12 protein-coding genes are annotated in these 15,460 nt (G+C 69.1%); 7 read left to right on the top strand and 5 right to left on the bottom strand.

Features of this window, described 5'->3' with window-relative positions; genetic code table 11:
• The first annotated feature begins 26 nt into the window (after window positions 1-26).
• From trpC to GC106_RS03515, 5 genes are all read left to right on the top strand, one after another.
• Window positions 27-836, top strand: coding sequence for an indole-3-glycerol phosphate synthase TrpC (trpC, locus tag GC106_RS03535; RefSeq protein ID WP_173124222.1), 810 nt, complete (start codon window positions 27-29; stop codon window positions 834-836).
• Entirely contained in the window at window positions 815-2,080 is a 1,266-nt protein-coding gene (gene trpB / locus GC106_RS03530; RefSeq protein WP_173124220.1) for a tryptophan synthase subunit beta, read from the top strand. Before trpC ends, trpB begins: the two co-directional genes overlap by 22 nt.
• Entirely contained in the window at window positions 2,080-2,880 is an 801-nt protein-coding gene (gene trpA / locus GC106_RS03525; RefSeq protein WP_173124218.1) for a tryptophan synthase subunit alpha, read from the top strand. The genes trpB and trpA overlap by 1 nt, the downstream gene beginning before the upstream one ends.
• A gap of 60 nt (window positions 2,881-2,940) precedes the next feature.
• The gene (gene lgt, locus GC106_RS03520) at window positions 2,941-4,026 is read left to right on the top strand and encodes a prolipoprotein diacylglyceryl transferase (RefSeq protein ID WP_173124217.1); all 1,086 of its coding nucleotides are present in this window, start codon (window positions 2,941-2,943) and stop codon (window positions 4,024-4,026) included.
• A gap of 73 nt (window positions 4,027-4,099) precedes the next feature.
• Window positions 4,100-4,510 carry an effector-associated constant component EACC1 gene (locus tag GC106_RS03515; protein ID WP_173124215.1) on the top strand — a complete coding sequence of 137 codons (411 nt, stop codon included), beginning with the start codon at window positions 4,100-4,102 and terminating at the stop codon, window positions 4,508-4,510.
• Here GC106_RS03515 and GC106_RS03510 read toward each other — a convergent pair.
• The 5 genes from GC106_RS03510 to GC106_RS03490 form a co-directional block, all read right to left on the bottom strand.
• Window positions 4,451-5,518 carry an NAD(P)H-dependent amine dehydrogenase family protein gene (locus GC106_RS03510; RefSeq protein ID WP_173124213.1) on the bottom strand — a complete coding sequence of 356 codons (1,068 nt, stop codon included), beginning with the start codon at window positions 5,516-5,518 and terminating at the stop codon, window positions 4,451-4,453. The two genes, GC106_RS03515 and GC106_RS03510, sit on opposite strands and share 60 nt — an antisense overlap.
• Window positions 5,515-6,303: an SDR family oxidoreductase gene (locus GC106_RS03505; RefSeq protein ID WP_173124211.1), complete on the bottom strand. Its 789-nt coding sequence runs from the start codon at window positions 6,301-6,303 to the stop codon at window positions 5,515-5,517. Before GC106_RS03505 ends, GC106_RS03510 begins: the two co-directional genes overlap by 4 nt.
• A gap of 98 nt (window positions 6,304-6,401) precedes the next feature.
• Complete coding sequence (locus tag GC106_RS03500) at window positions 6,402-7,181, bottom strand: ABC transporter ATP-binding protein (protein WP_376777692.1); 780 nt, start codon at window positions 7,179-7,181, stop codon at window positions 6,402-6,404.
• Window positions 7,178-8,149, bottom strand: coding sequence for a FecCD family ABC transporter permease (locus GC106_RS03495; RefSeq protein ID WP_376777691.1), 972 nt, complete (start codon window positions 8,147-8,149; stop codon window positions 7,178-7,180). Before GC106_RS03495 ends, GC106_RS03500 begins: the two co-directional genes overlap by 4 nt.
• Window positions 8,150-8,181: 32 nt before the next feature.
• Window positions 8,182-9,117: an ABC transporter substrate-binding protein gene (locus GC106_RS03490; protein WP_217279941.1), complete on the bottom strand. Its 936-nt coding sequence runs from the start codon at window positions 9,115-9,117 to the stop codon at window positions 8,182-8,184.
• A gap of 264 nt (window positions 9,118-9,381) precedes the next feature.
• Here GC106_RS03490 and gltB point away from each other — a divergent pair, with 264 nt between their 5' ends.
• Entirely contained in the window at window positions 9,382-13,935 is a 4,554-nt protein-coding gene (gene gltB, locus GC106_RS03485) for a glutamate synthase large subunit (protein WP_173124207.1), read from the top strand.
• Window positions 13,928-15,439, top strand: coding sequence for a glutamate synthase subunit beta (locus tag GC106_RS03480; protein WP_173124205.1), 1,512 nt, complete (start codon window positions 13,928-13,930; stop codon window positions 15,437-15,439). Before gltB ends, GC106_RS03480 begins: the two co-directional genes overlap by 8 nt.
• Window positions 15,440-15,460 lie beyond the last annotated feature (21 nt).

Below are 15,460 nucleotides of genomic sequence, written 5' to 3'. Positions count from 1 at the left end.
CAGTGCGGCGGGAAGGGGCAAACGCGGTGAGCGTTCTCGAGTCGATAATCGACGGTGTGCGCGAGGATCTCGCGGCCCGCGAAGCGAGGCTTCCGTTCGAGGTCCTCAAGGAGAAGGCGGCGAAGGTGGCGCCGCCGAGGGACGCGCTCAGCGCGCTCCGCTCCACGGACGTGGGCGTGATCGCGGAGGTCAAGCGCCGCAGTCCGTCCAAGGGCGAGCTGGCCGACATCTCGAATCCGGCCGAGCTGGCCAAGGACTACGAGGAGGCCGGCGCGCGGGTGATCAGCGTGCTGACCGAGCAGCGGCGCTTCGGCGGATCGTTGGCGGACTTCGACGCCGTCCGTGCGGCGGTGGACGTTCCGTTGCTGCGCAAGGACTTCGTCGTCAGCCCGTACCAGGTGCACGAGGCACGGCTGCACGGCGCGGATCTGGTGCTGCTGATAGTGGCGGCGTTGGAGCAGAACGCGTTGGTGGGCCTGCTCGATCGGGTCGAGTCGCTCGGCATGACGGCGCTGGTCGAGGTGCACACCGCGGAGGAGGCCGACCGCGCGCTGGAGGCGGGCGCGTCGGTGATCGGCGTGAACGCCCGTGACCTGCACACGCTCGAAGTCGACCGCGAGGTCTTCACCCGGATCGCCCCGGGACTGCCGTTCGACACGGTCAAGATCGCCGAGTCCGGTGTCCGCGGCCCCGGCGACCTGATGGCGTACGCCGGTGCAGGCGCCGACGCGGTGCTGGTCGGCGAGGGCCTGGTGGCCAGCGGCGATCCCAAGGCGGCGCTGACCAAGCTGGTCACCGCCGGTTCCCACCCAGCATGCCCGAGGCCCTCGCGATGACAGAGCACAACGGAAGCGACGACAGGACCGGGCACGAGCACGACTCGCACGACCCGGACGAGCGCGGGTACTTCGGCGAGTTCGGCGGCCGGTTCATCCCGGAGGCGCTGATCCCGGCGCTGGAGGAGCTGTCGGCCGAGTACGACAAGGCCCGGCTGGACCCCGACTTCGTCAACGAGCTGCTGCGCCTGCTCAGTGACTACGCGGGCCGCCCGTCGCTGCTGACCGAGGCGCCCCGGTTCGCCAGGCACGCCGGTGGCGCGCAGATCTGGCTGAAGCGCGAGGACCTCAACCACACCGGCTCGCACAAGATCAACAACGTGCTGGGCCAGGCGCTGCTGACCAAGCGGATGGGCAAGAAGCGGGTCATCGCGGAGACCGGCGCCGGCCAGCACGGCGTGGCCACCGCGACCGCGTGCGCGCTGCTGGACCTCGACTGCGTGATCTACATGGGCGAGGTCGACACCGAGCGCCAGGCGCTGAACGTGGCGCGGATGCGCCTGCTCGGCGCCGAGGTCGTGCCGGTCAAGACCGGGTCACGGACCCTCAAGGACGCGATCAACGAGGCACTGCGCGACTGGGTGACCAATGTGGAGACCACCCACTACCTGCTCGGCACCGCGGCCGCCTCGCACCCGTTCCCGCTGATGGTCCGCAACTTCCACCGGATCATCGGGATCGAGGCCCGGCGGCAGATGCTGGCGAAGGCCGGACGGCTGCCGGACGCCGTCGCCGCGTGTGTCGGCGGTGGCTCCAACGCGATCGGCATCTTCCACGGCTTCATCGACGACAAGGACGTCCGCCTGGTCGGCTACGAGCCCGCCGGGCACGGCATCGAGTCCGGTGAGCACGGCGCCACGCTGTCCGAGGGCAGCCCGGGCCTGCTGCACGGCTCCCGCTCGTACCTCCTGCAGGACGAAGACGGCCAGATCACCGAGGCGTACTCGATCTCGGCCGGCCTGGACTACCCGGGCGTCGGCCCGGAGCACTCGTACCTCAAGGACTCCGGCCGCGCCGAGTACTACTCCGTGACCGATGACGAGGCCATGGAGGCGTTCCAGCTGCTGTCCCGGACCGAGGGCATCATCCCGGCCATCGAGTCGTCCCACGCGCTCGCCGGAGCCATCAGGCTCGGCAAGGAACTCGGCCCGGACGGCGTGATCCTGGTCAGCCTCTCCGGCCGGGGCGACAAGGACATGGACACGGCGGCCAAGTTCTTCGGCCTGGTAGGGGAGGACGCCTGATGAGCAGGCTGGCGACGGTGTTCGAGGCCACCAGGGCGGAGAACCGGGCCGCACTTGTCGGCTACCTGCCCGCCGGGTACCCGACGGTGGACGGCTCCGCCGAGGTGCTCACCGCGATGGTCGAGTCCGGCTGCGACATCGTCGAGGTCGGCCTGCCGTTCTCCGACCCGGTGATGGACGGCCCGACGATCCAGCTCGCCGCCGAGCAGGCCCTGCGCGGCGGATTCCGGGTGAAGGACGTCTTCCGCGTGGTCGAGCGGGTGGCGTCCACCGGTGGCCACGCGGTCGTGATGACGTACTGGAACCCGGTGTACCGCTACGGCGTGGACGCCTTCGCGCGTGACCTCGCCGCCGCGGGCGGACTGGGCATCATCACCCCGGACCTGATCGTCGACGAGGCCGACGAGTGGGTCGCGGCGTCCGAGACACACGGCCTGGACCGCATCTTCCTGGTCGCGCCCGCGTCCACGGAGGAGCGGATCGTCACCACCGTCGCCAGGAGCAGCGGATTCCTGTACGCCGCGTCGGTCATGGGCGTCACGGGCGCACGGGACGCGATCAGCAACGCGGCCCCTGACCTCGTGCGGCGTGTGCGCGCGCACACGGACATGCCGATCGGCGTGGGTCTGGGCGTGCGGTCCGGTGCGCAGGCGGCGGAGATCGCCGCCTACGCGGACGCGGTGATCGTCGGCTCGGCGTTCGTGTCCCAGGCAGGCGAAGGCATCGACGGGGTCCGTACGCTCGCGGGCGAACTGGCCGAAGGTGTCCGGTCCCGTGTCGCCGCAGGTCAGGCCTCCTGAGCCGGCCACTCAGCAGGGTGGTATGCGGGCCGCCGGGGCGAGGCGTTACCGTGTGCCCTCGTGACCGGAGCGAACGTCTTCCTGGCTAACATCCCGAGCCCGGACAGGGGCGTCTGGGAAATCGGCCCGATCCCGATCCGCGCCTACGCGATCTTCATCATCCTCGGGATCATCGTGGCGATCTGGTGGGGCGAGAAACGCCTGCAGGCCAGGGGCGGGCGGCCCGGTGAAGTGGTGGACATCGCGGTGTACGCGGTGCCGTTCGGCCTGATCGGTGGCCGGCTGTACCACGTGATCACCGACTACCACCGGTACTTCGGCGAGGGCAAGAACCCGGTCGAGGCGCTGTACATCTGGAACGGCGGCCTGGGCATCTGGGGCGCGATCGCGCTCGGCGCCGTGGGCGCCTGGCTGGGCTGCAAGCGCAAGGGCATCCCGCTGCCGGTCTTCGCCGACGCGGTCGCGCCGGGCATCGTGGTGGCCCAGGCGATCGGCCGGATCGGCAACTACTTCAACCAGGAGCTGTACGGCGGTCCGACGACCCTGCCGTGGGGCCTGGAGATCTACCAGCGCGTGAACCCGGAGACGGGGATCGCCGACCAGTTGTCCGGCGTGGCCGTGGACCACACGCCGATCGCGGTCGTGCACCCGACGTTCCTCTACGAACTGCTGTGGAACCTCGCGGTCGCGCTGCTGGTCGTGTACGTCGACAAGAAGGTGCGCCTCGGCCACGGCCGCGCGTTCGCGCTGTACGTCGCCGGTTACACCCTCGGCCGCACGTGGATCGAGCTGATGCGCACCGACGACGCCACGCTCGTGTTCGGCGTCCGGGTCAACGTCTGGGTCTCGATCCTGGTGTTCATCGGCGCGGTCGTGTACTTCATCATGGCTCGCGGCAAGGGCGAACGCGAAGACCTGGCGCTGCTGCGCGGCGACGGCACACCACAGGACCCGACCCCGATCGAGGTGTCCGAGGACGCCGAGGACAAGGCCGACGAGGACACCACGGCGGCCTCCGGCTCCGATCCCGACGCCGGCTCGGCGAAGAAGGCCGACGAGGACGAGACCGCGAAGGTCCCGGCTGCCCCGGAAGCCAAGGACGACGAGCGGAAACCCGAGCCCGAGGCGGAGCCGAAGAAGGACTGAACAGGCAACGAAGTGGACAAGCCCGGTCGCGTGCCGGGCTTGTCGTTTTCCCGGGGCACTACTGTGGTCGGGTGTGACGGCTGGTAGTGCTTCGATCTCTGTCGACGGAACCGAAGACGACCTGCGGGCGCTGGCGAACTGGCTGCGCGACGAGGACGACCTGCGTGGCCGGGTGAAGCTGTCCTCGCTGCCCATCGAGGAAGGCCACATGGGGCCTGTCCTCGACGCGATCGTCGTCGTGCTGACCAGTACGACGGCGACGGCGTTGATCCGTGCGGTCAGGGACTGGGCGATCGCACGCGGCAACGCCAAGAAGGTCACGCTCAAGCTGACCGTCGGGGACGGCCGGAAACTCGAACTCACCTGCGGTTCAGCCGATGAGGCCGAAGCCGCCATCGACGCGGCCCGCAGGTTCCTCAGCGGGTCAGGCGACCAGTCCCCGGCCGGTGATCAGCGGCAGATCGAGCGCGGTGAGCAGGCCTGACGGTGCCTGGACGACGGCCGGGATCGCGTTCACCAGGCGCATCGCGGTCGTTTTCAGGCCCGCGGTGTTGTGGTCGCCGTCGGATGCCATGAGCTGAAGGTCGATCGTCATGGTCGGCTCGCCGGTGACGATCACGCGGTAGCTGCCGTGACCGACCGGCTGTGGCCAGTCCGGCGCGAGGTCGGCCCGCAGTCGCGTCACGTGCTCAAGCACGCACACGGCCCTGCCGTCGGCCTTCCCGATCACCTCGAACCGGAGTGCCGCGGCGGTTCCGGCTTCGATCGTGCCGGACTTGATCTCGAACGTCTCCGGCGCGGGCACGGTCTCGAACACGGCGGTGACCTCGTCGAGCCGGACGTCCAGGCCCGCGGCGATCTGCCGGACCACGCTGCCCCACGCCAGTTCGAGCACACCGGGCTGCAGCAGCAGCGGGGTGTCGCCCGGCTGGGCGCCGAAACCCATGATGTCGAACAGGACCTTGCGGTTGTCGTACGTGGAGTAGTCCAGGATCTCCTGACAGCGGACCTCGTCGATGCGTTCGCTGATGCCGGTGAGGACCAGCGGGAGCGCGTCGTTGGCGAACCCGGGGTCGATCCCGTTGACCCACAGGGAAGCCTGGCCTTCCGCCGCGGCCGTCCTGACCGGGCCGGAGACCTCCTCGGGCACGACGCCGTCGGGGAACTGGAGGAACACCGGCGAACTGGACACCACGTTCACGCCGGCCCGCAGGATTTTGGCGAGGTCGTCCAGCGCCTCGGTCAACCGGTCGTCGGCCATCGCGGTGTACACGACGCAGTCGGGTTTCAACGCCAGCAACGCATCCGCGTCATGGGTGGCCTTGACCCCGAGTTCACGGCCGAGGCCCGCGAGCTCGCCCGCGTCCCGGCCCACCTTGTCCGCGGCGGACACCCACACCCCGACGAGCTCCAGGTCCGGTCGCGCGTCGATGCCCGCGATCGCGTGCCGCCCGACGTTCCCGGTGCTCCACTGCACGACGCGATACGTCACAGGTCCTCCAAACCCAGTTCGAGAGTGGGTCGTTCGGTGCCGCCGTCCACCTCGAGGACCTTGCCGGTCACGAACTTCCCGGCGGTGCTGGTGAGGTACAGGACCGTCGCGGCGATGTCCTCCGGTTCCCCGATCACCCTGAGCGGGGTGGCCTGCTCCATCTTGGTCTTGATCTCCTCGTCGCGCAGGACGATGTCCAGCGCCGACGTGGCGACCGACCCGACGCAGATGGCGTTCACCCGGATCTTCGGCGCCAGGTCGGTGGCGGCGAGCCTGGTGTAGTGCGAGAGCGCGGCCTTCGCCGTGCCGTACGCCAGGAATCCCCGTCCGGTCAGGCGGGCCATGGCCGACGAGATGTTGACGATCGACCCGCCGCCGTTCTCCAGCATGATCGGCACCGCGGCGAGGTTCAGCGCGTGCGCGGTGGCCACGTTGAAGCTCAACGCGTCCAGCAGCGTCTGCGGGCTGGTGTGCATGAACGGCGCGGGCATCGACCCGCCGACGTTGTTGACGACGATGTCCAGCCGTCCGAACTCCGCCCGCGCGGCCTCGGCCAACTGCGGCACGGCATCAAGGTCACTGAGGTCCGCCTCGACGATCCTGGCCCGTCGCCCGGCCGCCTCGATCCGTCGCGCGACGTCCTTGAGCTGGTCACCGGTTCGCGACGAGATGACCACGTCAGCCCCGGCCTCGGCGAGGGCGACCGCTGTCGCGGCCCCGATTCCCCGCCCGGCCCCGGTCACCACGCCGACCAGCCCGTCAACCCGAAACCGATCAAGGATCATGCAAAAACTGTAACACGTTCTAGTACCCCGATCTCCCCTCGTGAGTGTTTATCCGGGTTAGAACACGGATAAACACTCACGAGGGGTGACCAGGGGTGTTACTTGGGCGGGTGGCGTTGGGGGACTACGACCGGGCTTCCGTCGGGTCCTTCGATGACACTCAGCCGGGCGTCGTAGTGCTGCGCCAGGACGGAAGCGTTCAGCACGGAGGCTGAATCTCCTGAAGCCACAACGCTTCCGCGATCCAGCAACAGCAGCCGGTCGGCGTACTGGCCCGCCAGGGTCAAGTCGTGCAAGGTGGTGACCACGGTCGTCCCATCCTCGGTCCGCAACCGGTCCACCAACTCCAGCAAGGCCTGCGCGTGCCCGATGTCCAAGCCCGTGGTCGGCTCGTCCAGCAGGAGGATTCCGGTCTGCTGCGCCAGAACCCGGGCGAGCACGGCCCGTTGCCGCTCACCGCCCGACAGGGTCCGCAGCAACCGCCGGGCCATCGAGGAAAGGTCCAGCCTGGCCAGAACCTGCTCGACCACGGCGAGATCCCGCGGGCCTTCCCGAGCCAGGGTCCCCAAATGCGGCGTACGCCCGAGCAAAGCGTAAGCGGTGACCGACAATCCTTCAGGCAACAATGGCGTCTGCGGTGAATACCCCATCACCTGGGCACGTTCCCGGGCGCTCAGCTGCTGGACGGGCCGTCCGTCCAGCAGGACGGAACCCGAGTGCGGGACCAGCCCGGCGATGGACTTCAACAGGGTCGACTTGCCCGCGCCGTTCGGGCCGATGATCGCCAGCCAGCTGCCGCGCGGGACCGCCACCGACACCTCGGACACCACGGGTCTGCCACGGTATCCGGCCGTCACGCCGACCAGTTCCAGCATCATCGGGTCCTGTTCATCCGCAGCACCAACAGGAAGAACGGCGCCCCGGTGAACGCCGTGATCACGCCGATCGGCAGTTCCGCCGGTGCCAGCACGGTCCGCGCGATCTCGTCCGCGACGATCAGGAACGTCGCACCGCCCAGCAGGGACAACGGCAGCACGACCCGGTAACTCGCCCCCGCGAGCAGCCGGACGATGTGCGGCACCACGATTCCGACGAACCCGATGAGGCCACCGACGGACACGGCCGCGGCGGTCGCCAGCGAAGCAGCGCCCAGCACGAGGAACCGGACCCGCGCGGGCCGGATGCCCAACGAAGCCGCCTCCTCGTCACCGACGGCCAACACGTCCAGAAGCCTTGCGCACAACCACAACACGACACTCGTCACGGTGATGTACGGCAATGTCAGCAGAACCTCACGCCACCCGGTGGTGTTGAGCCCGCCGAGCATCCACGAGTACACCCGCTGGATCGTGTCGATGTTCGCCTGCTGCACGAAGGTCTGCACGGCCGTCAGGAACGACGCCACCGCCACCCCGGCGAGCAGCAGCGTCGCCGTGCTGCGCCCCGCCGACTGGCTCAACGCCCACGAAAGCCCGACACCGCCGAGCGCGCCGGCGAAGGCCGCCAGTGGCAACGCGATGCTCCACGTCGGAGCGGTCACCACGATGATGGTCGCGCCCAGCCCGGCCCCGGCCGCCGCGCCCAGCAAGTACGGGTCCGCCAAGGGATTGCGGAACACACCCTGGAACGCGGCACCCGAGATGGCCAGCGCGCCACCGACCAACGCCGCCAGCACGACCCGGGGAGCCCTGAGATACCACAGGATCGCGGCTTCCCGGGACGACAACGGCGACACGCCACCGGTCAGCTGCGCCCAGATCTCTTGCAGCACCCGTGCATACCCCAGGTCGGACACGCCGAGCAGCAGCGACGAGAAAGCGGCGAGCACCAACAGGATCAGCGCCACCGTCAGTGCACGGCCGGACAGGCCCTGTCGGTTCAGCCTGCCGCTCGCTTCACCGCGCCGGACACCTGCGTGACCAGGTCGAGAATCCGCGGCCCCCACCGCGAGGCGATGTCGTCGTCCAGGGCCACGATGTTGTTGCGCTGCACCGCGGTCAGGGTCGACCACTGTGGCCTGGCACGGACGGTCTCGACGGTCTGGGCGCAGCATTTGGTGTCCGCGAGGAAGATCAGGTCGGGGTTGGCCTGGAACAGGGCCTGCTGCCCGAGTTGCGGGTAGCCGCCGGTCGCCGGGGTGTCCGCCGGGTCGGCCACGTTCACCAGCCCGAACAGCCCGTACACCCGGCCGACGAACGTGCCGGAGGTCGCGGTGTACAGGTCCGGCCCCAGTTCGTGGTAGTACTTCAGCGGCTTTTTCGGCGTTCCGTCGACGATCTGCTTGATCCCGTCCCGGGTCCTTCGGACCAGGTCGTCGGCCGCGGGCACCTGCCCGGTCGCCTGGCCCAGCAGTGTCCACTGTGCATACGCGTCGTCCAGCGTCCTGGCTGTCGGCAACAGCAGCACGGGGATCTTCACCGCGGTCAGGCCGCCGACCACGTCGTTCAGGTCGGCCGCGACCACGACCAGGTCCGGGTTTTGCCGAGTGATCGCCTCGACGTTCGGTTTGAAACCGGACAACTGGGTCCGCGGTGCCTCGGCCGGGTGGTTCGACTGGTCGTCCACGGCGACCACCTGCTTGCCCGCGCCGATGGTGAACAACACTTCGGTGGCTGTCGGGCTCAGTGACACGATCCGGGCCGGTTGTCGTTCGATTACGACTTGCTTACCGTCCGGTGCGGTCAGCGTCACCGGAAAGGCGGACTGGGACGGTGGCGCCGAACCGGCTGGTTGCTCTCTGGTGGCGCAGGAGACCAAGGTGAACACGGTCAGTAACGACAGCATCAGCGTCGACGCGCGGCGTCCCAAGCTCATTGCAGGCACGCTACCAGGTAGTTTGTGCCATTTCGCGGTAACCCGGACGTCAGTTATGCTGAGTCTGACGAACGAAGTCCAGCCTTACCGGCGCAGTATCGTTCCGATCAGTCAAATCGTTACCTCAGCCGACTGATTTCACTCCGCAAGAGTGTTTTTTGCGTTTCGCGGCTGTTAAGGTCACGTCAACTAAGCGGGCCATCGGCGTCCCGCGCCCAGAAGAAGGAAACACCTGAGCGCGAGGACGACGAGGGAGGTCTGCTCATGATCTTCTCCGCCATCCCAGGTCCCCAGGGCCTGTACGACCCCACCACCGAGGTGGATTCCTGTGGTGTCGCGATGGTCGCCGACATTCTCGGCCGCCGATCGCACGGCATCGTGTCGGACGGGCTGACAGCACTGGCGAACCTGGAGCACCGCGGCGCGGCCGGGGCGGAACCGACCAGCGGCGACGGCGCCGGCATCCTGGTCCAGCTGCCCGACCGGCTGCTGCGGGCGGTAGCGGGCATCGAGTTGCCCGAGGCGGGTGAATACGCCGCCGGCATCGCTTTCCTGCCCGCGGACCCGGAGCGACGGGCCGCGGCGGTCGAGCTGATCGGCCGGATCGCGGCCGAGGAGCACCTGACGGTGCTGGGCTGGCGCGACGTGCCGGTCGCGCCGGACGCGGCGGAGGTGGGCCCGACGGCGCGGTCGGTGATGCCGCACTTCGCCATGCTCTTCGTTGCCGGGCAAGAGGATGACGGCGGGCGCGTGCCCACTGGCATCGACCTGGACCGGCTGGCGTTCTGCCTGCGCAAGCGCGCGGAGCACGAGAGCCGGACCGCCGGGCACGGCGTGTACTTCCCGTCACTGTCGGCACGCACCCTGGTGTACAAGGGAATGCTCACCACCGAGCAGCTGCCGAAGTTCTTCACCGACCTGCGTGACGAGCGGCTGGAAAGCGCGATCGCGTTGGTGCACAGCCGGTTCTCCACCAACACGTTCCCGTCGTGGCCGCTGGCGCACCCGTTCCGGTTCGTCGCGCACAACGGTGAGATCAACACGGTTCGCGGCAACCGCAACCGGATGCGGGCCCGTGAGGCACTGCTCGAGAGCGACCTGATCCCGGGTGACCTGAGCCGGTTGTACCCGATCGTCGACCCGGACGGCTCGGACTCGGCGTCGTTCGACGAGGTCCTCGAACTGCTGCACCTGGGTGGCCGCAGCCTGCCGCACGCGGTGCTGATGATGATCCCCGAGGCGTGGGAGAACCACGCCACAATGGACGCTGCCCGGCGTGCCTTCTACCAGTTCCACGCCAGTGTGATGGAGCCGTGGGACGGCCCCGCCTGTGTGACGTTCACCGACGGCTCGCTTGTCGGCGCCGTGCTCGACCGCAACGGTCTGCGGCCCGCGCGCTGGTGGCGGACCGCCGACGACCGCGTCGTGCTGGCCAGCGAGACCGGTGTGCTTGACGTGCCGCCGAGTCAGGTCGTGGCCAAGGGGCGTTTGCAGCCGGGCCGGATGTTCCTCGTGGACACCGAGGCCGGCCGGATCGTCGGTGACGACGAGATCAAGTCCGAGCTGGCCAACCAGTTGCCGTACGACGAGTGGCTGCACGCCGGTCTGCTGCAGCTGTCGGACCTGCCCAACCGTGAGCACGTGGTGCAGACGCACGAGTCGGTGCTGCGCCGCCAGCTGACCTTCGGCTACACCGAGGAAGAGCTGAAGATCCTGCTCACCCCGATGGCCGTGAAGGGCGCCGAGCCGATCGGGTCGATGGGCACCGACACGCCGCCTGCCGCGATGTCGAAGCGGCCACGGCTGCTCTACGACTACTTCAAGCAGAACTTCGCCCAGGTCACCAACCCGCCGCTGGACGCGATCCGGGAAGAGCTGGTCACCTCGATGGCCCGGATCATGGGCCCGGAGCAGAACCTGCTCGATCCCGGCCCGCGCACCTGCCGGCACATCCAGTTGCAGTACCCGGTCATCGACAACGACGAACTGGCCAAGCTGATCCACATCAACGACGATGGGGATCTGCCTGGGTTCGCCTGCACGGTCCTTTCCGGACTGTACGAGGTGGACGGTGGCGGCAAGGCGCTGGCGGACGCGATCGAGCGGGTGCGCCGGGAGGCGTCCGAGGCGATCGCCGCGGGTGCCCGCACGCTCGTGTTGTCCGACCGTGACTCCGATCACCGGATGGCGCCGATCCCGTCCCTGCTCCTGGTCTCCGCGGTGCACCACCACCTGGTGCGCACCAAGGAGCGCCTGCGGGTCGCGCTGGTGGTGGAGAGCGGTGACGCCCGCGAGGTGCATCACATCGCACTGCTGCTGGGTTACGGTGCCGCCGCGGTGAACCCGTACCTGGCGTTCGAGTCCATCGAGGACTTGATCAGCGGCGGGGCGATCACCGGCATCGAGCCGCGCAAGGCGGTCCGCAACTACGTCAACGCGCTCGTCAAGGGCGTGCTGAAGATCATGTCCAAGATGGGCATCTCGACCGTGGGCGCGTACACCGCCGCCCAGGTCTTCGAGGCTTTCGGCCTGGCCAACGACGTCCTGGCCGAATATTTCACCGGCACGTCCTCCAAGCTCGGCGGGGTCGGGCTGGACGTGCTCGCCGAGGAGGCGGCGCAGCGGCACCGCCGTGCCCACCCGGAGAACCCGACCGACCGGGTGCACCGGCGGCTGGAGAGCGGCGGCGAGTACGCCTACCGCCGCGAGGGTGAGCTGCACCTGTTCACGCCCGAGACTGTGTTCCTGTTGCAGCACGCGACGAAGACCGGCCGCGAGGACGTGTACCGCCAGTACGTCGCCGAAGTCGAGCGGCTCAACCGGGAGGGCGGCGCGCTGCGCGGCCTGTTCAAGCTCCGCACGGGCGAACGCCCGCCGGTGCCGTTGAACGAGGTCGAGCCGATCGAGTCGATCCTCAAGCGGTTCAACACCGGCGCGATGTCGTACGGCTCGATCTCCGTTGAGGCGCACGAGACGCTGGCGATCGCGATGAACCGGATCGGCGGCCGGTCCAACACCGGCGAGGGCGGCGAGGACGCGCAGCGCCTCTACGACCCGGAGCGCCGGTCGGCGATCAAACAGGTCGCGAGTGGACGGTTCGGCGTGACCAGCGAGTACCTGGTGAACGCGGACGACATCCAGATCAAGATGGCGCAGGGCGCGAAGCCGGGTGAGGGCGGCCAGCTGCCGCCGAACAAGGTCTACCCGTGGATCGCCCGCACGCGGCACTCCACCGCGGGCGTCGGGCTGATCTCCCCGCCGCCGCACCACGACATCTACTCCATCGAGGACCTGGCGCAGCTGATCCACGACCTGAAGAACGCCAACGAGCGGGCCCGCATCCACGTGAAGCTGGTCAGCGAGCTGGGCGTCGGCACGGTCGCGGCCGGTGTCGCCAAGGCGCACGCGGACGTGGTGCTGATCTCCGGCCACGACGGCGGAACCGGTGCCTCGCCGCTGAACTCGTTGAAGCACGCCGGAACGCCGTGGGAGATCGGCCTGGCCGAGACCCACCAGACGTTGATGCTCAACGGCCTGCGCGACCGGATCACCGTGCAGGTGGACGGCGCGATGAAGACCGGGCGGGACGTGGTGATCGCCGCGCTGCTCGGTGCCGAGGAGTTCGGCTTCGCCACCGCGCCCCTCATCGTCGAGGGCTGCGTGATGATGCGGGTGTGCCACCTGGACACCTGCCCGGTGGGCATCGCCACGCAGAACCCGGTGCTGCGCAGGCGGTACACCGGCAAGGCCGAGCACGTGGTGAACTACTTCCACTTCATCGCGCACGAGGTCCGCGAGATGTTGGCGGAACTGGGTTTCCGGACCATCGACGAGGCCGTCGGGCACGCCGAGCTGCTGGACGTCGACGACGCCGTCGACCACTGGAAGGCCGGTGGCCTGGACCTCACGCCGGTGTTCGAGGTGGTCGAGAACACGTACAACAACGCTCCGCGCAAGGTCCGGGAACAGGACCACGGCCTGGCGCACGCGCTCGACCGCACGCTGATCCAGCTTTCCGAGGCGGCGTTGGAAGACGCGCACCCGCTGAAGCTGGAACTGCCGGTGCGGAACGTGAACCGCACGGTCGGCACGCTGCTCGGCTCGGAGGTCACCCGGCGCTACGGCGGCGACGGCCTGCCGGAGGACACGATCAACGTGACGCTGACCGGGTCGGCCGGTCAGTCGCTCGGTGCGTTCCTGCCGCGCGGGATCACCCTCGATCTCGTCGGCGACGCGAACGACTACGTCGGCAAGGGCCTGTCCGGCGGGCGGATCATCGTCCGTCCGCACGCGGACGCGCCCTTCGCCGCCGAGGCGCAGGTGATCGCGGGCAACGTGATCGGCTACGGCGCCACATCAGGCGAGATCTACCTGCGCGGCCGGGTCGGTGAACGGTTCGGTGTGCGCAACTCGGGCGCGGTGATCGTCGCCGAAGGCGTCGGCGATCACGCGTTCGAGTACATGACCGGCGGCCGTGCCGTGGTGCTCGGCCCGACCGGCCGCAACCTGGCCGCCGGCATGTCCGGCGGTGTGGCGTACGTGCTCGACCTGCAACCGGCCCTGGTGAACACCGAGATGGTCGAGTTGCAGCGGCTCACCGCGGAGGACCTGGACTGGCTTCGGGAAACCGTGGCACGGCACCACAAACTCACCGGTTCGGCCGTGGCGGCGTCGCTGCTGGGCGACTGGACACGGCGTTCGGTGTCGTTCACCAAGGTGATGCCGCGTGACTACCAACGAGTCCTGGAGGCAATGCGACTGGCCCGCGCCGAAGGGCGTGACGTCGACGAGGCAGTGATGGAGGCGTCCCGTGGCTGACCCGAACGGTTTCCTTTCCTTCCCGCGCAAGGACGCGCCGAAGCGCCCGATCGACGAGCGGCTCGGCGACTGGCGTGAGGTCTACCAGGCCCTCACACCGTCCGAACGCGACACCCAGGTGCGCAAGCAGGCCACCCGTTGCATGGACTGCGGCATCCCGTTCTGCCACTCCGGCACGGCGGGCTGCCCGCTGGGCAACCTGATCCCGGAGTGGAACGACCTGGTTCGCCGCGGTGACTGGGAACTGGCCAGCGAGCGGCTGCACGCGACCAACAACTTCCCGGAGTTCACGGGGAAGCTGTGCCCGGCGCCGTGCGAGACCGCGTGCGTGCTGGCCATCTCGCCGGACTCCGGCGGCGCGGTCACCATCAAGCGCATCGAGGAGACGATCTCGGAAGTCGCGTGGGACAACAACACCGTGGCCGCTCGGGTGTCCACTGTGTCCAGCGGCAGGAAGGTCGCGGTGGTCGGCTCCGGTCCCGCGGGCCTGGCCGCGGCACAACAGCTGACCCGTGCGGGCCATGAGGTCACGGTGTTCGAGCGCGACGACCGGCTCGGTGGCCTGCTGCGCTACGGCATCCCCGAGTTCAAGATGGAGAAGAAGGTCCTCGACCGTCGGCTCGCGCAGCTGCGTGCCGAGGGCACGAAGTTCGTCACCGGCTGCGAGGTCGGCGGCAGCGGACTGTCCGTTGAGGAGCTTCGCGCCTCGTTCGACGCCGTGGTCCTTGCCGTCGGCGCCTTGCGTGGCCGCGACGCACCGGACATCCCCGGGCGTGAGCTCAAGGGCGTGCACCTGGCCATGGAGCACCTGGTTCCGGCCAACCGGCAGTGCGAGGGCGACGGGCCGTCGTCGATCAGCGCCGAAGGCAAGCACGTCCTCGTGATCGGTGGCGGTGACACCGGGGCGGACTGCTACGGCACAGCGACCCGGCAGGGCGCGCTGAGCGTGACGCAGCTCGACCAGTACCCGAAGCCGCCGGACGTGCGTGACGACGAGCGTTCGCCGTGGCCGACGTGGCCTGTCGTGCTCCGGACCTACCCGGCGCACGAGGAGGCGGGCGAGCGCCGGTTCGCCGTCGCCGTCGAGCGTTTTGTCGGCGACGACGAGGGCAACGTCCGCTCGGTGGAACTGCGCACCGTCCGGGTCGAGAAGGACCCGGAGACCGGCCTGCGCCAGGTGACGCCGGTGTCGGACGAGGTGGAGACCATCCCGGCGGACCTGGTGCTGCTGGCGATCGGGTTCGAAGGTGTCGAGCACATGCCGTTGCTCGACGGTCTCGGCCTGCGACTGACCAAGCGCGGCACGTTGTCGTGTGGTCCGGACTGGCAGACCACCGCGCCCGGGGTGTTCGTCTGCGGTGACGCGCACCGCGGTGCGTCCCTTGTGGTCTGGGCGATCGCCGAGGGCCGGTCGGTGGCCAACGCCGTCGACGCGTACCTCACCGGAGCCTCGGACCTGCCCGCCCCTGTGCACCCGACTGCCTTGCCGCTGGCCGTCGTTTGACGTGAGGCGCACAATCTGGGC

Origin of the sequence: Kibdelosporangium persicum (assembly GCF_013280595.1) — a bacterium.
Lineage (GTDB): Bacteria > Actinomycetota > Actinomycetes > Mycobacteriales > Pseudonocardiaceae > Kibdelosporangium > Kibdelosporangium persicum.
Note: the sequence above shows the minus strand (reverse complement) of the source record. Positions and strands in the feature narration are given on the sequence as shown.